Source organism: Photobacterium sp. GB-1, assembly GCF_003026165.1.
Classification (GTDB): Bacteria; Pseudomonadota; Gammaproteobacteria; order Enterobacterales; family Vibrionaceae; genus Photobacterium.
In genome coordinates this window covers 505898-525347 of the sequence record NZ_PYOB01000001.1, presented here as the reverse complement: position 1 = coordinate 525347, position 19450 = coordinate 505898, and the positions used below count along the sequence as shown (strand labels likewise).

Genomic DNA, 19450 nt, shown 5'->3' with positions numbered 1-19450 from the left:
CTGAAATTATTAATAGCTTAATTTTTGATGCAGAAAATTAAGCTATTAATGTGAGCTTTATCAGCTAGATTTATTGATCTAGAGCAAAAACTCCTACCAATTACCCCTTAGGGGGTATTTAAGCAATTATTTCATTATTTAGAATTAATGTATAAAAAGATGAATAGCTTATTAATGCATGCTATTTGAGTTATTTGCTGAGTATTTTATCAGCCATGTAACACAAATAGTACAACGATAGAGGTAATGATGGTTGATCGTTTAAGACGTTCATTATTCACACGCAAAACACCATCAAACATTCCACGCTTACCTTGGCTAAATCATGCAGATACTTTTACCGATCTTTGTTCGCGTTGTGAACGTTGTATCGAACATTGTGAGACAAACATCATAGTGAAAGGTGATGGCGGCTTTCCTCAAGTGGATTTCAGCCAAGGTGAAGGTGAATGCACTTTTTGTTATCAGTGCGCAGAGGCGTGTCCTGAACCGTTGTTCCTTCCGCAATTAGAATCGCCATGGGACATCATTGCAACGATTAATGAAAGTTGTATGGCATCTAAAAATATTGAATGCAGAAGCTGTGGTGATATGTGTGAACCTCAAGCGATCAAATTTCAATTACAGGTTGGAAAAGTCGCGATGCCAACGATTACAGAGAAAGACTGTACTGGATGTGGTGCCTGTTTATCTGGGTGTCCTGTATCAGCAATAACAATCGATTGTGTAGAGAACAACGCACAATAGTACATATCAAAGAGGGTCTGTATGTCTTTACAAGAAGTACATATATCAAGTCTCGTGGTTCATGTAAAACCTGAGCACTTGCAAGAAATAAAAGAGCAGATCTTAGCAATGCCAAATACCGAAATACCGGGCGACAGTGAAGAAGGGAAAATCATTGTAGTACTTGAGACAGAAAACCAAGGCTACGTGACCGATACCATAGATAAAATCAATAATTTAGAAAATGTGTTAATTACTTTTTTGGTGTATCACCAAATAGAGCACTTTGAGACGCAACCAGAGGGCAACTCATGAAAATGACAAGACGCGCATTTGTTAAAGCAAATGCTGCCGCTTCAGCTGCGGCTGTTGCAGGTATTACCTTACCCGCGTCAGCAACTAATTTAATTGTTAGTTCTGATGAAACAAAAATTAAATGGGATAAAGCGCCGTGTCGTTTTTGTGGTACAGGTTGTTCTGTTTTGGTGGGTACCCAAAATGGTCGAGTTGTTGCTACTCAAGGTGATCCTAAAGCACCAGTAAATAAAGGTCTTAACTGTATTAAAGGTTATTTCCTTTCAAAGATCATGTACGGCAAAGATCGTCTACAAACGCCAATGCTTCGTATGAAAGATGGAAAATATGATAAAGAAGGCGAATTCACTCCAATCTCTTGGGATCAAGCTTTCGATATCATGGCTGAAAAGTGGAAATTAGCCTTAAAGAAACATGGTCCATCAGGCATAGGTATGTTTGGTTCAGGTCAATGGACGGTGATGGAAGGTTATGCGGCATCAAAAATGATGAAAGCCGGTTTCCGTTCTAACAATATCGATCCGAATGCACGCCACTGTATGGCATCTGCTGTTGGTGCGTTTATGCGTACCTTTGGTATTGATGAGCCGATGGGTTGTTACGATGATTTTGAACATGCTGATGCATTCGTCTTATGGGGCTCAAATATGGCAGAAATGCACCCTATTCTATGGACTCGCATTACTGATCGTCGTTTAAGTAACCCTCATGTTAAAGTCAATGTACTGTCTACATATTATCACCGTTCTTTTGAACTCGCTGATAACGGTATGATTTTTAAGCCTCAAACCGATTTAGCCATCGCCAACTTTATAGCTAATTACATCATTGAAAACGATGCGGTTAATTGGGACTTTGTTAACAAACATACCCACTTTAAACGTGCTGAAACAGATATTGGTTATGGTCTGCGTGACGATAACCCACTACAACAGCAAGCTGCTCACCCGAATTCAGGTGATATTTTCCCAATGAGTTTTGAGGAATACAAAGCTTCTGTTGCTGAGTATACGCTTGAAAAAACATCAGAAATGTCAGGAGTTAAACCTGAAAAGTTAATAGAGCTTGCGAAGTTTTATGCTGATCCTACAACCAAGGTGATGTCACTATGGACCATGGGAATGAACCAACATACCCGTGGTGTGTGGATGAACAGTTTGGTTTATAACCTGCACTTATTAACCGGTAAAATTTCAACCCCAGGAAACAGTCCATTTTCATTAACGGGTCAGCCATCTGCTTGTGGTACAGCACGTGAAGTGGGGACGTTCTCTCACCGTTTGCCTGCTGATATGGTGGTTGCGAATCCTAAACACCGAGCCATTGCTGAAAAAATCTGGAAGTTACCGGAAGGCACTATTCCACCGAAACCTGGTTATCATGCTGTTGTTCAAGATCGCATGTTAAAAGACGGTAAGTTAAATGCGTATTGGGTGATGTGTAATAACAACATGCAAGCTGGCCCTAATATTAATGAAGAGCGATTACCGGGTTACCGTAACCCAGAAAACTTCATTGTTTGCTCCGACCCATACCCAACTGTTACCGCACAAGCATCCGATCTTATTTTACCAACCGCAATGTGGGTAGAAAAAGAAGGGGCATATGGTAATGCAGAGCGCCGTACACAAGCTTGGTATCAACAAGTTGAAGCACCAGGTGAAGCTAAGTCTGACTTATGGCAGATCATGGAATTCTCGAAGCGCTTTACTATTGAAGAAGTGTGGGGAAATGAGTTGGTTAATAAAATGCCAGCGTACCGTGGTAAAACCATGTATGACATTTTATTCCGCAATGGACAGGTTGATAAATTCCCATTAACGGAAACCCAACCGTTAAATGATGATGCAAAAGCGCAAGGCTTCTATGTTCAAAAAGGCTTGTTTGAAGAATATGCGGCATTTGGTCGTGATCATGGTCATGATTTAGCACCGTATGATACTTACCACCAAGTGCGCGGTTTACGTTGGCCTGTTGTTGATGGCAAGGAAACGCAATGGCGCTTTAAAGAAGGCTCAGATCCTTATGCAAAAAAAGGTTCTGGTTGGGACTTTTATGGTAAGCCTGATGGTAAAGCATGGATTATTTCAGCGCCTTTTGAAGCGCCACCTGAAGTACCTGATGCTGAATTTGATATGTGGCTTTGTACAGGTCGAGTATTAGAACATTGGCATACAGGTACCATGACTCGACGTGTTCCTGAATTATATAAAGCAGTGCCAGATGCGCTGTGTTATATCCACCCAGAAGATGCTAAAACACGTGGCTTACGTCGTGGTGATGAAGTTGAAATCTCTAATCGCCGAGGTGAAGTACGCTGTCGAGTAGAAACACGAGGCCGTAATCGCCCGCCACAAGGTTTGGTTTTTGTGCCATTTTTTGATGCTCGAATTTTGGTGAACAAGTTGATCCTTGATGCCACCGATCCACTATCGAAGCAAACAGACTTCAAAAAATGTCCAGTTAAAATCAGCAAGGTATAAGCCTGCCTATGGCGAGTGAATCAATCACTCGCCTCATTTCAGAATTAGCCTGTTGGCGGAGAACATCATGAAAAGAATCTTATTGGTTGTATTAGCGGTGAGTGCATTAATGGCTGGGGTTGTGCAAAGCGAAGAATCAACACCAGCTAAACCGGTATCAGAAGCCGTAGCGAAAACAGAAATATTAAATCCGGGCGGTATTGGTGGCCTTGAATCATTACGTGGCTCTGCTGAATTAGAAGATACACGCCCTGCTGATCCAATGAAGCATTATCCGAAAGATCAAGGTGTAATTGATAACGATTATGTGTATCAGCCACCGTTGATCCCACACACGATCCGTCATTACGAAGTGTCTCTAAACGCAAACAAATGCCTTGCTTGTCATAGCTGGAAAAATGCTAAAGAGATGGGCGCAACTAAAATCAGTGTAACGCACTATGTGTCACCGCAAGAAGGACAGGTGCTATCTGATGTATCACCAAGTCGTTACTTCTGCCAGCAGTGTCACGTACCACAAGCGGATGCTAAGCCATTAGTAGAGAATGACTTCAAACGTGTTAGTGCATTGCAGTAACCAAAGTAAGGGATGATATATGAAGTTATTAAAAACGTTTTGGTTACGCTTAAAAACACCCAGCAAAGTAGCAGTAGGTCTCGTTCTCTTTATGGGGTTTATTGGCGGCTTATTATTCTGGGGGGCATTTAATACCGCGATGGAAAAGACTAACACTGAAGAGTTCTGTGCTGGTTGTCACGCACCAATCGTTGAAGAAATTCAAGAAACGATCCACTTTTCTAATCGTTCTGGTGTCCGTGCTATTTGTTCGGATTGTCACGTTCCTCACAATTGGACAGATAAGATCGTGCGTAAAGTACAGGCATCAAAAGAAATTGTGGCCCACTTAATGGGAACTATTGATACTCCTGAAAAGTTTTCTGATCGCCGTGGGCATTTAGCAGAACGGGAATGGAAGCGAATGAAGGACAATAACTCACAAGAGTGCCGTAATTGTCATGAATTCAATTATATGGATTTCTCAGAGCAAGCGCCTCGTAGTGCAAAACTGCATTCGACGGCATTAGCATCAGGAGATAAAACGTGCGTTGATTGCCACAAGGGTATTGCACATAAACTGCCTGATATGAAAAACATTGAAGGTTGGCAATAAACCTAAGGAGATAAGATGAGCACATTAGAGTCAGTGATTTGGCATATACTCGGTTACGCAGCCATGCCGGTGATTGTTCTATCTGGGTTTGCTGTAGTCGCAGCTATTTGTATTTGGCTACTTTCGCTAGGTAAAGATAAAAAAATTAGCGAATAAGCCAATATTCGAGATAAAGAAGTAATAAGCCGTCCTTTTAATGCGCTAGTGCGTTATAGAAGGGCGGCTTTTGTTGTTTTTTCGCGGGGGGATTACGCAGCCACTGGCGATACCCAATCGCAAACAACATCCCCAAGCAAGGTAAAGTGGCAGCCATTCAAACATAAAATAAGCGATAGAGAATGACTGACTTTCGTTTGTACTGACTTCAACAAAATGTAAACCAAGAATAACGCTTAGTCCTAATAGCGTGAAGAGCTTAAACGTTGTCTTATCCATGATAATTAATCCTGTTTCGAATAATATTATAAATATACATGTAAATGAGAATTATTATCAAATTGTTTTTTATTGTTTAATCAGTTCGTGCTTTATTAATTGGCTACGGAATGTTTCAACTCGCTTCCTATTCACACCAAAATCAGAATAACCAACTCGTGATGCAGAGCGTACTTGTAACTGCTGTGCTTTTTTTTCGACTTCAAAGTCATCAATGAACCGAAAAATCTTGCTGGTGGCTTCAATATGAAGATAGTGATCTGATTGCTCTGCTATTTTTGCACCTGGTAACTGAAGCGCTACCCGTTTTATTTCTTCCCAGCTATGCTCACCTTTCGCCGTTAAAAGAAAAGGCTTAACGCTAAACTGTTCACGCTTTTCAATCGTTGAGACACAATTGGGCTTATTTTCACAAGGCTGATTTATTGAACGCGTCCATGAGGCTGTCTTTGTATCGCTACAGCCAGTGAGGAAGAGTAACAGCAATAGCGTAAAGCGAAGTAACACGATGTAAATCCTTTTTATAATCGCGGAAGAAGTAGGTAAGTGATAAACCCTAACCATGAGGCAATTAAAAGCCCCCAAGCGAGTTTACTCTGATGGTGGATAACAGTTGTATTAGTTATGACTTCTGAGGCGTTGTTAGCATCATTAGAGGCCTTATTACGTGAAACTTTTTTTTTCAGTTTGTCTTGCTCACGAGCTTTAGCTTTTTGCTGCTTTTTATATTGCTCTATACCTTTTTGAATGCCTTGTGCAATCAGTCGAGTTTGCTCTTTTGTTTGCCCTACCTTCTGTGTGGCCTTTGCTATACGTATAGCTTCAGCTTGTGTTTCTGGTGAAGAGGCCGGTTGTTTTCTACTCGCCATGGTATAGATCCCTGAAAATAACATTTAAGCGTTGATTATATCCCATAAATAACAGAGTTGATGTCATAGCAATAAAATAGACGGAAAAGGTAATGGACTATCTTACTGATTGTGTAGGAAATTTTCAGAAATAGGTAAAGGGTTTGTTAACGGTGTTTTTAATGTGTAATTTTATGTTTTTTAGGTATTTGTATATACCTTTTACTGTCTGTGATCTATGTTTAAAAAACAGTGTTTTTGTTTTTTTTAGATCAAAAAGTGTGACGATAACGGCAATATAAAAAATGGAAAAGTGCGGTTCAGCACAAAACTTTATCCTTGTTGTTCAAAATCTAAATGAATAGATTAGAGTCGTTTGTGAACCATAGAGAAGTTTATTAAGCTCTGATCTGAATTTCATTGGATACCTATTTGAGGGAAATGGCTTGTTATATCCGATAGATGCTTATGATCAGCATGGACAATTAAAAATTAATACCGTGTTGTGGTTCGTCTTGCTATTTAACGCCAAAGCTTGGTTAGTGTTTGTTATGGCGGGGGTTAGCCGTACTCAAGGCGGTGAATTACTTGAGCTTATTTATCCAATAAGAGATGTTTTATATATAGGTATGGCAATAGGTAGTCCCGCAATATTATTGATGTGGTTATCAGGTCAACGAAATAAAAATAATAAATTAATACATTTTCTGTGGCGGCAAGGGAAAAGAGTGTTACTTGCTGCATATAGTTTTGATTTTTTAATGCAAATATATCATTTGGTTATCAGTCATGGTGAGTTTAGCTGGATACGGGCAACCACATTACTGTTAACAGCATGGCTTGGGTTGTACCTTCTAAGAAGCTCTCGAGTTAAAGATATATTTGCAGACTAGCCTGTAAAGGGGAGCTGTAATGAATGATTTTAGTCGAGGACAATTGCTGTTAAGCACGTTACTGAGCCCGTTAGCGATGGCTGATTGGTTACTTGATGTTAGCTTTGAATTGAGCAGTTACTGTCATTCGAAGCATACAGTGAATACCTCATTATCATTAGTGCCTGGTGAAGAAACGATATTTTTTAATGGCTTAAGTCAAAGTAAACATAACTTGTGTCGTGAAGTGATTGGTCGTGCTCAACTACTTGATGTTTCTCCAGATGAAGTGAAAATTGCTTTTCAGATCCAAGAGCGATTAGATGATGGTGGTTGGCGTACTATTTTAGCCAAAACTTTGTCTACTGGGCTTAATATGCCAGTATTATTTGAAAGTGAAAATACCGACTTAGAAGAGCGCGTTAAACTTCAAATTGAAATAATGACGGCATAATGTATTAACATCGATAGTTGATCTTTTTCTTCTTAATAACGCCTTCTTTTTAGAAGGCGTTTTAGTATTAAGTCGGTATCAAAATGTCCTATATCGTTGGGATAAGAGTAAAACTTTCTACTAATGTATTAAGATCAAGTGATTTACGTCTTTATATCGTTATAATTACTTTTCATTTTTGACTAAACATCCTGTTAGGAGAAGACACCTATGAGTATTGCCCAACCAGCAATCGTTCCAGATCGTGGCGCCTTTGCCCTTTATGTGGTGATGAATGTTGTAGGTAATAAGCAAAATGTTATTGCTCAATGCCAGTCAATTCATCAGTTACTTGCGGATCTCAATACTGAGCAGCAAGACGCAAAGTTACATGCAAGTGTTGCCTTCGGTAAGGCATTTTGGGAGTCTTTAGGTCAGCAAAGCCCAGCTGAATTAACAGAGTTTCGTCAGTTAGGTGAAGGTGAGACTATTGCGCCAGCAACAGGGGGTGATGTCTTACTGCATATCCATTCTAATCGCCATGATCTTAACTTTTATGCGTTTCGCGTTTTCTTAGAAAAATTGTCTCAAGACGTAGAAGTGTTAGATGAAACCTATGGTTTCCAATACCTTGACCACCGTGACATGACAGATTTCATTGACGGCACAGAGAATCCACAAACAGCAGAAGATCGTGCTAATGTGGGTGTTATTGCTGAAGGTGAGTTTGCGGGTGGTAGCTATGTAATGGTACAGCGTTATGTTCATAACCTACCAGCATGGCATCGTCTAAACGTAAAAGCACAAGAAAAAGTGATTGGTAGAACGAAACCAGATTCTATTGAACTAGAAGATGTGCCAGCTGCGTCACACGTTGGCCGCGTTGATATTAAGGAAGATGGTAAAGGCTTAAAGATTCTGCGCCACAGCTTGCCATATGGCTCTGTAACATCAGATCATGGCTTACTATTCATTGCTTACTGTCAGCGTCAGCATCACTTTGATGCGCAGCTTGAAAGCATGTTTGGTGAAACGGATGGTAAAACAGACCAAATGTTACGTTTCTCAAAACCGGTAACTGGCGCATACTTCTTTGCACCATCGATGGCGATGCTAAAGAGCCTTTAATCACTATAAAATCGATAGATACAAGCATGCGATGAACTCTGTTTTAAGCATGCTTTTTTAAAGCTCAGATAAACAAAAAGCGCTACCGAAGTAGCGCTTTTTTATCAGTTATAGAACTTAACTTATTTCTTAACGCGTAGTACTGGTGTTTCACCAACGTTTACTGCGCCAGAAAGCTTAGTTAGCTCTTTGATCTCGTCCATGTTAGAGATAACAACTGGAGTCAGAGTTGACTTCGCTTTCTCTTCTAATAGTGCAAGATCGAATTCGATGATAGTGTCGCCAACTTTAACAGTTTGGCCTTCTTCAGCGATGCGAGTAAAACCTTCGCCTTTAAGTTCAACAGTATCAATACCGAAGTGAACGAAAAGTTCGATGCCATCGTCAGACTCAATAGAGAAAGCGTGGTTCGTTTCAAAGATCTTACCAATAGTACCGTTTACTGGTGCAACCATTTTGTTGCCAGCTGGTTTGATAGCGATACCATCACCAACAATTTTCTCAGCAAATACGACATCTGGCACATCTTCGATGTTAACGATTTCGCCAGAAAGTGGTGCGATGATTTCAATTGCACCAGCTTCACTGCTGTCGTCAGAAACCAGTTTCTTCAATTTGTCAAACAGACCCATATCGATGCTCCTAAGCGTTGTTATATTATCTGCAGCTATATTAGCAGATGGTCTTTTCTGCGATGAATTTTTCTACGTGCTCTTCGATTTCAGCAGCTGTTGGTAGAGTTAAAGCATACTCTGCCATTGCTTTTACATCAGCAAAGTTAGCGTTACGGATAACTTTCTTGATGCGAGGGATAGAAATCGCACTCATACTGAATTCGTCAAGACCCATACCTAAAAGAAGTAGGGTAGCACGTTCGTCGCCGGCAAGCTCACCACACATACCTGTCCACTTACCTTCAACGTGAGAAGCATCAATAACTTGCTTGATCACTGTAAGTACAGCAGGCGATAGTGGGTTGTAAAGGTGAGAGATTAGCTCATTACCACGGTCAACTGCTAGAGTATACTGGGTTAAGTCGTTGGTACCAATACTAAAGAAAGAAACTTCTTTCGCTAAATGGTGTGCAATTGCTGCAGCTGCTGGCGTTTCAACCATCACACCGATCTCGATGTCAGTATCAAAAGCTAAACCTTCAGCCGTTAATTCAACTTTAAACTCTTCAATTGCAGCTTTAAGTGTACGTACTTCTTCAACCGAAATAATCATCGGGAACATGATACGGATCTTACCGTGTGCAGATGCACGAAGAATAGCACGGAACTGATCACGTAAAATTTCACGACGGTCAAGGCTGATACGAATTGCACGCCAACCCAAGAATGGATTCATTTCTTTTGGTAGATCTAGGTATGGAAGATCTTTATCACCACCGATATCCATAGTACGGATAATCACTGGCTCACCGTGCATTGCTTCTGCAACTTCTTTGTACGCTTGGTATTGCTCTTCTTCTGTCGGTAGAGAATCGCGATCCATGAACAAGAATTCAGTACGGTATAGACCTACACCTTCACCACCATTACGGTTTACGCCGTCACAGTCTTTCACTGTACCTACGTTACCGCAAACTTCTACTTGCTTACCATCAAGCGTGATTGCTGGAAGATCTTTTAGCTTAGCTAGTTCTTCTTGCTCTGCTTTATGTGCGTCGCTGATAGCTTTAAATTTGTTTAATTCATCATCTGTTGGATTGATTACAACCTGATTATTGATTGCATCAAGTACTAGCATATCGCCAGATTTAACTTTTGATGTGATATCGTTTGTACCAACAATCGCTGGGATCTCAAGCGAGCGTGCCATGATTGAAGTGTGTGAGGTGCGACCACCGATATCAGTGATAAAACCACGAACATAATCAAGGTTAATCTGTGCTGTTTCAGACGGTGTAAGATCGTTAGCAACAAGGATAACTTCTTCGTTGATAGCACTTAGGTTGATTACGTTAATGCCTAATGCATTCTTAACAAAACGGCTACCGATATCGCGGATATCACTTGCACGTTCTTTTAAGTACTCATCATCTAAAGATTCAAGTGTTTGTGCTTGTTCTTCGATAACAGAGTAGATTGCAAAGTCAGCAGACATTTTATCTTTAATAAGGGCTATGATTTCTTCTTCAAGCTCCTCATCTTCAAGCAACATGATGTGACCTTCAAAGATCGCTTCTTTCTCTTCACCAAAGGTGACACGTGCTTTTTCTTTGATTACTTCTAGCTGCTCAGACGATTTCTTTCGTGCGTCGAAGAAACGTTGAATTTCGTTATCGATTTGGTCTGCAGAGATCGGTGTTTTATTTAGAACAACCTCTTCTTCTTGCAGCAGTAGTGCTTTAGCAAAAGCAATACCTGGAGATGCCAAGATACCTGAAATCATAGCCTTACCTTAAATTAACTAAAAACTGAAAACTCGTTTGTATATAAACGTAGCTTAGATTTCGCGGAACATTGCAACTGGAGAACCGTCGTGATCTTCTTTTAGCTGAATTAGAGCATCAACAGCTTCTTGAGCTTGAGCACCTTCACCAGAGATAGTGATTTGTGCGCCTTTAATTAGGCCAAGAGTTTGAAGCTTGAATAGGCTTTTCGCACTAGCGCTTTTGCCATTAGCAGTTACAGTCACATCTGCATCGAATGATTTAGCTTCTTTAACGAACTGAGCCGCTGGACGAGTGTGTAAACCATTTGGTGCTGTGATTTCAACTTGCTTCTGATACATAATTCACCCCGATAGATATAGTATTTTATTTAATAATTAAATTATTTATGACAAGCATAATACAGATAATTTGCTTGTGCTGCTGCAGTATAAACTACCTAATATCATATTGTCTTAGCTTTAATCCAAGTCAAAGTTTTATCAGAAACTTACTTGTTAGTAATTAAAGCGCATTTTCACCCCTTTATTTCGGAGCGAAAAATAAAACGTGCGAGTTTTATATTAAAGCTAAGTCCAAAATGCAACAAAAAAGCCCGCAGAGGGGCTTTTTTCATAGTGATATACCTATTAAAAATTATAAAGTGTGATCACTGTTGTGTTTCTTTTTCTGTGAAAATGCCTGCAAATAGTGCTGTTGATAGGTAACGCTCACCTGAACTAGGCAGTATTACAACAATATTTTTATCTGCAAATTCTGGGCGAGCTGCAATGTTATTTGCAGCAACAACCGCTGCTCCTGATGAAATACCAGCAAGAATACCTTCTTCATCCATTAGGCGACGCGCCATTTCAATTGCGTCATCTGAGCTTACTTTTTGAACTTCATCAATTAATGATAAATCTAAGTTACCAGGAATAAAACCAGCACCAATACCTTGGATTTTGTGCGGCGCTGGTTGAATAGTGTCGCCATTTAATGTTTGGGTTATAACAGGTGACTCTAGTGGCTCAACTGCAATTGTAGTAATGGCTTTACCTTTTTGCTGTTTAATAAAACGGCTAACACCTGTAAGTGTACCGCCTGTGCCCACACCTGAGACAAATACATCGATTTCACCATCTGTTGCATCCCAAATTTCAGGACCTGTGGTTTTTTCATGGATCTCTGGGTTTGCTGGGTTATTAAATTGCTGTAGCAGTAGGTATTTAGTTGGATCTGAATTTACAATTTCTTCAGCTTTATCAATCGCGCCCTTCATGCCTTTAGGCGCTTCAGTTAGTACAAGATTTGCACCTAACGCTTTTAATAGTTTACGACGCTCAAGACTCATGCTCTCAGGCATGGTTAATGTGAGTTTGTAACCACGTGCAGCAGCAACAAAAGCAAGTGCAACACCAGTATTACCACTAGTTGGCTCTACAAGTTCAACGCCTTCTTTTAAAAGACCTTTTTTCTCAGCATCCCAAATCATGTTAGCGCCAATACGGCATTTAACACTAAAGCTTGGGTTACGAGCTTCTACTTTAGCTAACACTTTACCGTTACTTACACGGTTAAGGCGCACTAGCGGAGTATTACCAATAGTTAGTGAGTTATCTTCATAAATCTTGCTCATGCTTCGTTCCTTCGTGACACGTTAAAAGTAATATAAATTAAGAATATACTGGATAAGTGATTTGAAAAGTAATTAATGGTTATATCTTATTGTTATCAATGTGTGAATTATATTGAACTAAAGATATATAGTGGGATGAAAAGCGTCAAGTGACTAATTTACAAATATGTTTTACTCAAATAACGATAAACAATGGTGTTTGCAGCAAGGGTAATAGAAAAGAAAAGAGCACTAGAATAAGTGCTCTTTGGTAGATATTTATCGTTGATCTTAATAGCGTTTAAATTGCTCGCGGTAATGATCAACCCACATTGCTGTCGCACCACAAACAGCAACAGGCATGACAAGTAAGTTAATAATTGGGGTCATAGTGAAAAACATTACGATGGCACCAAAACTTAACGCTTGGCCACGATGTTCTTTGAGGGCATCTCGCATATCAATAAATGGCACTTTGTGGTTATCAAACGGATAATCAACATATTGAATCGTCATCATCCAAGCGCTAAATAAAAACCATAAAATAGGACCAAGCGTTTGGCCGATGGCAGGGATCCACATTAGGATCAATAAGCCAATTGCTTTGGGTAAGTAATACTTTAATTTAGTCCACTCTCTGCCCATGGTTCGAGGTAGATCTTTTATTAACGCTTTAAAACTATCATCAGGTGGATTATTACCTGTGAGTTTAGCCTCTATATATTCAGCTAATAGCCCATTAAATGGCGCAGCAATCCAGTTGGCTATGGTACTGAAGAAATAAGAAAACGTCACTAATGCAGCAATAGCAAGTAACGGCCATAACACATAAGATAGCCACTCAAGCCAGCTAGGCAGGTAACTTAACCAACCATCAATCCAGCCATTCAACTGAGTAAGTAAGGTGGCAAATGCGCCACCTAATAAAAGAATATTGATGAGCAATGGGATGATTACAAAACGACGCGTTCCTGGTTGGGTAACCAGTTGTAACCCTGTAAAAAAGTATCCAGCACCGCTGGTTGTTGATTTTATGGCATGCTGTTGCGACATTCGATTTCCTTAATCGGATCTCTCACATTTATTTTGATGAGGGATGATAGAGAGATTATATAGAGTATGTTAACGGGCTATGTAGGATGGAATCAAATGAAAATATGGTTGTCACAGTTTTGACAAACCATTAAATCTCATCATTCATAATGAAAAATGGTGTATAAAGTGTACAAAACTCACGTTGTAAAGACTATCTTGCCTGAATAGCGATATTCAACTTCTCATTATCATTTGAGTTTTGGTACAGTAAGTCATCGGCAAGAAATTCTAGCTAGAGATTTTGTCTGCCTAGTTGATTTTTTACTATTATTAACCCCGTCTAGGGATAACGAGTTAATTTCAGAGTATTCGTATGCAGGAATTGCGTCTAGTTCTTATTATTGTTGGTGCGCTTGCGATTACAGCGCTTCTTTTTCATGGTCTATGGACAAGTCGAAAAGAAAAACCGGCCAAGTTTGGTGAAAAGCCAGTAGGTAAAATCGATGAAACGGCATTTGATCTTCAAGGTGACGTTGAAGAGAGTGTCAGTGAAGCACGTGTTGTAAGTAAGCCACAGGAAGTGGTTGAAAAGACAAAGCCAACAAAACGCAAAGAGCCTGGTTTTAGTTTTGGTGAGCGTCCACAGCAAGATCCATTATTAGGCAATGTTACGGTTGATGACGGTGATGATGATCTCCCTAGAATGTCAGCAACAGATAATGACGATGTACCTACAAAAGTGACAACCGTTCAACCACAAGCTACGACAGTTGAGCAACCTCAGCAAGTATCACCACAAACATCTGTGCAATCTGTACAACCTGTAAATGTTCAACAATCGGCTGCTCAACCGAATAGCGCTCATGTTGAACCTGTTATACAGCCTCAGGTTGCGGCAACTATTAACTCAGCGACTACAGCTCCTGTTGTAGAAACGCAAGCGCCAGTACAGCCTGAAATCATTCAGCAACCACAGCAGCCTACGTATACTCCAGTGCAAGAAACTGTTCAGCAACCTGTAGCGGCCGAGCCAGTGTTTCAGCAAGCACAACAGGTGGTCGTCGACATTCCTGTGGTTGAGCCTGAAATTATTGAACAACCGATTGAAAAATCTGCTGTTGAGCCTCAAGCACAATTTGTTCCTGCTGAAGAGCCTGCACAAGTTGAAGTAGCAACGCCAGTCGTTGAAGAAAACGTTGTGCAAGTTGCCGAGCCTTCGATTCAAGCCAAGCAAGAGCCAAGTGTATCTTTCATGCCAGAGCCAGAGCCAGAGCCAGAGCCAGAGCCAGAGCCAGAGCCATTACCACCAACTTATATATCGCTATGTGTTCATGCGCGCAATGGTAAGATTTTACGTGGGCCGTCACTGTTCGCATGTTTAGAGCGTCATGGTTTAATTTTTGGTGAGAATTCAGTGTTCCATCGTCATGCTGATTTAGCTGGCACGGAACCTGTTATTTTCTCAGTAACTAACTTGCTAAATCCAGGCTCTTTCCCTGAAACTAACTACCAACATTTTGAAACACCAGGTATCGGCTTTTTCTTAATGTTGCCTTGTTACGGTAAGGCAGCCAGTAACTTTAACTTAATGCTACAAACAGCACAGCAAATTGCTGATGAGTTAAATGCAGATGTTCTCGATCAAGATCGTGTAATGATCACGCCAAATCGTATTACGCAATATCGAGAAAAATCAGTGAAATATAATGATGCTTAATCTTTAAAAAGATGAAGTCATTAATGAGCAGGCTCCTTTAAGGGGCCTGTTTTTTTATTTAAATTTAGGCAATAGTCTTAATCGTTTTATTATCGATAGGGCGTTGTTTTGGCAGAAACTATCAAGATTTGTCAGGTAGAAAAAATGAGTATTGACCTTCAGCAACAATTATTAACGCTACGACAGCAACTCGATTACCACGGTCATCGTTATTACGTTGAAGATAACCCAGAAATTCCTGATGCTGAATATGACCGGATGATGCAGCAATTACTAAAGATCGAAGCTGAGCATCCAGAATGGATAACGGTTGATTCGCCAAGCCAACGTGTTGGTGGTACTGCGTTAGAGGGGTTTACTCAAGTTAAACATGAGATCGCGATGCTTTCGTTAGACAATGCGTTTAATGATGATGATTTACGTGCATTTCAAAAACGTTTACAAGATCGTTTGCGTTCAGGAGCAACACTTAGTTACTGCTGTGAGCCTAAATTAGATGGTCTTGCTGTGAGCCTAATGTATGAAAAGGGGGTGTTAGTACAAGCAGCAACCCGTGGTGATGGCGCAACAGGTGAAAATATTACTCATAATGTGCGTACTATTCGCGCTATTCCCTTAAAGCTTCAAGGCGACGACTGGCCTGAGCGATTAGAAGTTCGCGGCGAAGTCTTTATGCCTAAAAAAGGCTTTGAAGCGTTAAATATCAAAGCGCTTAAAAAAGGTGATAAGGCATTTGCAAACCCTCGAAATGCAGCAGCTGGTAGCTTACGTCAGCTAGATCCTAAAATTACCGCGACGCGGCCGTTAAGTTTTTATGCCTATGCTGTCGGTGTTGTCGATGGACGTGAACTTGCCAATACGCAATATGAACGCCTGTGCCAGTTAAAAGCATGGGGGCTTCCAATGTGCCCAGAAATTCGCAAAGTTGACAGTATTGAAGAAGTTATTGCTTATCATCAGAGTATTGGTGAAAAGCGCCAATCACTAGGCTATGAAATTGATGGTGTGGTGATTAAAGTTGATGATGTTGATACACAACAACAGCTTGGCTTTGTTGCTCGAGCACCTCGTTGGGCAATTGCTTATAAATTCCCAGCCCAAGAAGAGATGACAATTCTAAACAATGTCGAGTTTCAGGTTGGGCGTACAGGTGCAATTACACCCGTTGCTAAGCTTGAACCTGTGTTTGTGGGCGGTGTAACAGTCAGTAATGCAACACTGCATAATGCTGATGAAGTGGCGCGTTTAGGCGTGATGATTGGCGATACCGTTATTATTCGTCGTGCTGGTGATGTCATTCCACAAATCGCTTCAGTGGTTGAGTCTCGTCGCCCAGAAAATGCGCAAGCGATTGTATTTCCAACAGAGTGCCCTGTTTGTCAGTCAAAGGTTGAACGTATTGAGGGCGAAGCCGTCGCACGTTGTACCGGTGGCCTCTTCTGTCAAGCCCAGAGAAAAGAAGCGTTAAAACACTTCGTATCACGTAAAGCATTAGACGTTGATGGTTGTGGCGAAAAAGTGATAGAGCAACTGGTTGATCGTGAAATGGTAACCACACCTGCTGATTTGTTTAAATTCAGTGCAGGAGAAGTGACGGTACTTGAGCGTATGGGACCTAAATCAGCTCAAAAACTGGTTGATGCGCTGAATGCTTCAAAACTGACAACATTACCTCGTTTTATTTATTCTCTAGGTATTCGTGAGGTAGGTGAAGCAACGGCTGCAAACCTAGCGAATTACTTTGAGACATTAGAAGCAATTAGCCAAGCAACGAAAGAGCAGTTAATTGAAGTGCCGGATGTGGGCGGTATTGTTGCTGCGCATATCTTTAATTTCTTTCGTGAAGAGCACAATATGGTCGTTGTGAACGAGTTAAAAGAAGTTGGGATACATTGGCCTGAAATTGAAAAAATTGATGAGGATGTCGAATTACCGCTTGATGGAAAAGTGGTTGTACTAACAGGATCTCTATCTCAATTAACTCGCTCTGATGCGAAAGCTGCATTACAAAAATTAGGTGCAAAAGTCACAGGCAGTGTTTCGAAGAAAACTGATTTATTAGTGGCAGGTGAAGCGGCTGGCTCTAAATTAACGAAAGCACAAGAGCTAGGTATTGAGATCTGGGACGAACAAAAACTCGTTGATCTGATGGCTTAATACCTTTTTATAAGGTTGATAAACCTTGTTACAAAAAAAGTCGCTCAATTTTGGGCGGCTTTTTTTTATGAATTAAATGAAACAGTGTATATAACTGTGTGATCAATACGTGTAATAGATGTTTCATTATCAACAATAAATCATTGTGTTAATAATTTGTTTTTAAAAAAAATCAGGTATGTCAATAAAAATGAAAATACGATCAGGGTCACATATATATGCCGTCATGTTTGTAGGTTATTGTTTTTATTGTGATTTTATTTATTGGTGAAAACATTTGAACTGGATCACTATAGGCTGGAAACTTTGCACTGAATCAAATTTTTAACACAAGAAAGTAAGTTCTTATTGATGTTTTGCGCTGCGAAAGTAGTCTTAATAGCGAAGTTACACAAAGTTCAATTTTGAACGAAAAAAATATGAATTGGTCGAAATGATTCGGCTAACATATGGGAAATTTACTTGTAACCTTCGGCGGCCAACCTTTCAGGTTACAGGTAAACAGCTTATATCTTTTAGGAGTTATTCCATGGAATCAAAGTTTTTTAAAGTTTCTGCTTTAACAGCAGCAATGTTAGGTGCAGTAGCAATGCCAGCAATGGCAACGGAAGACAGTGCAGCTGGCCCTGAATATGTAGAACAAGTTAATGAGTTCCTTGAAGGTTCAACACTAGCTGGTGTTGCTGTTGTTGATACACGTTCACGTACTCGTTCAACTGGTGCTCCTGGCGGTGAAGATGGCGATGTATGGAGTCGTTTAAACTACTCTTCTTACAACCTTATTTTAGACTTCACTTCTGGCTACCACAATGGTTGGTTAGGCGCTGACATTGCTGGTTACCTTTCTGGTGACCTATACAATGATAGTGCAATGAACGGTGGTACTGGTGAGTACCTATGTAACGAAATTTCTACTTGTAATAACTTAGACTGGGGTGCTGGTGAAGGCGGTCCTGTTAAAGTTACAAAAGCAGCGCTTAAGTTTAAAGCTGGCGAAAACGTAGACGGTCGTTTTGGTTTCACTCAAGCGAATGGTAACGGTGTTTTAGGTAACGTTTGGTCTTTCGTACCAGGTACATACCGTGGTGCTGAACTTAACGCAAACATTGGTAACTTCAAAGCAACTTACTTCATTGCAGATCAGTTTACAGCTCCTTGGCTACTAAGCAAAAATGATTACGCTCCTGCTCTTTGGGCTGATACAACTTGGGGTATTGCACACTCTCTAGGTTTACAAGGTAATGCAACTGATGATTTATTCCTACAGTTTGGTCTAGGTCAAGTTACAGATGTTAAATACCAAAACGGTGTTGACTGGGCTAACGGTGTTGTAACAGGTTACCACGATCCAGTTGATACAACGGGTTACAAAGTTTACGCTAAATACAATATCAACGACACAATGTCTGTTGCATACGACTTCTACGGCGTAAATGATGATGTTCAGTATGATGGTCTTGGTTACACCACTGGTTTAGCATTTAACGCAAGCTTTGGTCAGTTCTCTTGGATGACTAATCTTAACTACGCTAAGAGTGATAACGACCGTGATGTTAACCCACGTATGATTTACACATACGGTATGACTAACGGTACTTACTCACTATGGTGGGATGCACTATCTGATTGGAACAAATCTGGTGAAGTTTCTATCTACAACCGTCTATCATTTGACCAAGGTAATGGTTGGAACTACTACCTAGGCTTCGGTTACGGTTCTGGCGGTAAGTCAGCAGCTGAAGGTGCTATAGGCGATTGGGATTACAAGAGCGAGTACGCAGTTAATGGTACAATCTCTTACTCTGTTCAAACTGGCGCACTTAAAGGTTCAACCGTTCGTCTACACGGTACAGTGCTAGAGCGTGACGAGTTTGAAGGTGCAAATTCTGCAGATGAAACAGATCTACGTTTCCAAGTTATCATTCCTTACACTTTCTAATATAACTGAAAGTTAAAGAATGTTTTAAAGACCCACTTTTAGTGGGTCTTTTTGTTTGTATTAAAAATAAGATAGTTAATGTTTTATTGGAGATAGCATCATCGACTGTTTATGCTTGTGGAACGAATGGGCATAACGGAATGAGTGGGGCGGGTAGTTATGGTCAAATCGCATGTGTTTACCAAATAGTGATCT

20 protein-coding genes are annotated in these 19450 nt (G+C 40.4%); 12 read left to right on the top strand and 8 right to left on the bottom strand.

Annotation, left to right across the window (positions count from 1 at the left end):
• Window positions 1-249 precede the first annotated feature (249 nt).
• The 6 genes from napF to C9J45_RS02285 all read left to right on the top strand — a co-directional run bounded on the left by napF (window position 250) and on the right by C9J45_RS02285 (window position 4852).
• Window positions 250-747, top strand: a complete 498-nt coding sequence (gene napF, locus C9J45_RS02310; RefSeq protein WP_199187032.1) for a ferredoxin-type protein NapF — start codon at window positions 250-252, stop codon at window positions 745-747.
• A 21-nt stretch (window positions 748-768) separates the two neighbouring features.
• Window positions 769-1041, top strand: coding sequence for a chaperone NapD (locus C9J45_RS02305; protein WP_005370174.1), 273 nt, complete (start codon window positions 769-771; stop codon window positions 1039-1041).
• A complete protein-coding gene (gene napA, locus C9J45_RS02300) occupies window positions 1038-3524 on the top strand; it encodes a periplasmic nitrate reductase subunit alpha (RefSeq protein ID WP_107292102.1) in 2487 nt (828 codons plus the stop codon). Before C9J45_RS02305 ends, napA begins: the two co-directional genes overlap by 4 nt.
• Before the next feature lie 67 nt (window positions 3525-3591).
• Entirely contained in the window at window positions 3592-4101 is a 510-nt protein-coding gene (locus C9J45_RS02295; RefSeq protein ID WP_107259310.1) for a nitrate reductase cytochrome c-type subunit, read from the top strand.
• Between the two features lie 19 nt (window positions 4102-4120).
• Window positions 4121-4696 (top strand): NapC/NirT family cytochrome c, encoded by a 576-nt coding sequence (locus C9J45_RS02290; protein WP_107292101.1) that lies wholly within the window; start codon window positions 4121-4123, stop codon window positions 4694-4696.
• Window positions 4697-4711: 15 nt separating this feature from the next.
• Entirely contained in the window at window positions 4712-4852 is a 141-nt protein-coding gene (locus tag C9J45_RS02285) for a TIGR02808 family protein (protein ID WP_107205456.1), read from the top strand.
• A 45-nt stretch (window positions 4853-4897) separates the two neighbouring features.
• Here C9J45_RS02285 and C9J45_RS02280 read toward each other — a convergent pair whose 3' ends face one another.
• From C9J45_RS02280 to C9J45_RS02270, 3 genes are all read right to left on the bottom strand, one after another.
• Complete coding sequence (locus C9J45_RS02280; RefSeq protein ID WP_107292100.1) at window positions 4898-5131, bottom strand: hypothetical protein; 234 nt, start codon at window positions 5129-5131, stop codon at window positions 4898-4900.
• Between the two features lie 69 nt (window positions 5132-5200).
• Window positions 5201-5638, bottom strand: coding sequence for a DUF1499 domain-containing protein (locus C9J45_RS02275; protein WP_107292099.1), 438 nt, complete (start codon window positions 5636-5638; stop codon window positions 5201-5203).
• A gap of 14 nt (window positions 5639-5652) precedes the next feature.
• Window positions 5653-6000, bottom strand: coding sequence for a DUF2956 domain-containing protein (locus C9J45_RS02270; RefSeq protein WP_107205459.1), 348 nt, complete (start codon window positions 5998-6000; stop codon window positions 5653-5655).
• Window positions 6001-6425: 425 nt separating this feature from the next.
• Between C9J45_RS02270 and C9J45_RS02265 the strand changes: the two genes are divergently transcribed.
• From C9J45_RS02265 to C9J45_RS02255, 3 genes are all read left to right on the top strand, one after another.
• Window positions 6426-6872: a DUF2919 domain-containing protein gene (locus C9J45_RS02265; RefSeq protein WP_107205460.1), complete on the top strand. Its 447-nt coding sequence runs from the start codon at window positions 6426-6428 to the stop codon at window positions 6870-6872.
• 19 nt (window positions 6873-6891) lie between these two features.
• Complete coding sequence (locus tag C9J45_RS02260; protein WP_107205461.1) at window positions 6892-7305, top strand: hypothetical protein; 414 nt, start codon at window positions 6892-6894, stop codon at window positions 7303-7305.
• 210 nt (window positions 7306-7515) lie between these two features.
• On the top strand, window positions 7516-8412 hold the full coding sequence (locus C9J45_RS02255) for a Dyp-type peroxidase (RefSeq protein WP_107205462.1): 897 nt from the start codon (window positions 7516-7518) through the stop codon (window positions 8410-8412).
• Between the two features lie 122 nt (window positions 8413-8534).
• Here the strand turns inward: C9J45_RS02255 and crr are convergent, their stop codons facing one another.
• The 5 genes from crr to cysZ form a co-directional block, all read right to left on the bottom strand.
• A complete protein-coding gene (crr, locus tag C9J45_RS02250) occupies window positions 8535-9044 on the bottom strand; it encodes a PTS glucose transporter subunit IIA (RefSeq protein WP_005370195.1) in 510 nt (169 codons plus the stop codon).
• Window positions 9045-9084: 40 nt separating this feature from the next.
• The gene (gene ptsI / locus C9J45_RS02245) at window positions 9085-10809 is read right to left on the bottom strand and encodes a phosphoenolpyruvate-protein phosphotransferase PtsI (protein WP_107205463.1); all 1725 of its coding nucleotides are present in this window, start codon (window positions 10807-10809) and stop codon (window positions 9085-9087) included.
• Between the two features lie 54 nt (window positions 10810-10863).
• Window positions 10864-11151 (bottom strand): HPr family phosphocarrier protein, encoded by a 288-nt coding sequence (locus tag C9J45_RS02240; RefSeq protein ID WP_008986407.1) that lies wholly within the window; start codon window positions 11149-11151, stop codon window positions 10864-10866.
• A 308-nt stretch (window positions 11152-11459) separates the two neighbouring features.
• On the bottom strand, window positions 11460-12428 hold the full coding sequence (gene cysK, locus C9J45_RS02235; RefSeq protein WP_107292098.1) for a cysteine synthase A: 969 nt from the start codon (window positions 12426-12428) through the stop codon (window positions 11460-11462).
• A gap of 270 nt (window positions 12429-12698) precedes the next feature.
• Window positions 12699-13460 carry a sulfate transporter CysZ gene (gene cysZ / locus C9J45_RS02230; RefSeq protein ID WP_107205465.1) on the bottom strand — a complete coding sequence of 254 codons (762 nt, stop codon included), beginning with the start codon at window positions 13458-13460 and terminating at the stop codon, window positions 12699-12701.
• Between the two features lie 355 nt (window positions 13461-13815).
• On the opposite strand from cysZ, the gene zipA reads away from it, so the two are divergent.
• The 3 genes from zipA (at window position 13816) to C9J45_RS02215 (ending at window position 19255) form a co-directional block, all read left to right on the top strand.
• Window positions 13816-15159: a cell division protein ZipA gene (gene zipA, locus C9J45_RS02225; protein WP_107292097.1), complete on the top strand. Its 1344-nt coding sequence runs from the start codon at window positions 13816-13818 to the stop codon at window positions 15157-15159.
• 144 nt (window positions 15160-15303) lie between these two features.
• Window positions 15304-17316 carry an NAD-dependent DNA ligase LigA gene (gene ligA, locus C9J45_RS02220; RefSeq protein WP_107205467.1) on the top strand — a complete coding sequence of 671 codons (2013 nt, stop codon included), beginning with the start codon at window positions 15304-15306 and terminating at the stop codon, window positions 17314-17316.
• Between the two features lie 529 nt (window positions 17317-17845).
• Entirely contained in the window at window positions 17846-19255 is a 1410-nt protein-coding gene (locus tag C9J45_RS02215; RefSeq protein ID WP_107292096.1) for a porin, read from the top strand.
• The last annotated feature ends 195 nt before the right edge of the window (window positions 19256-19450 follow it).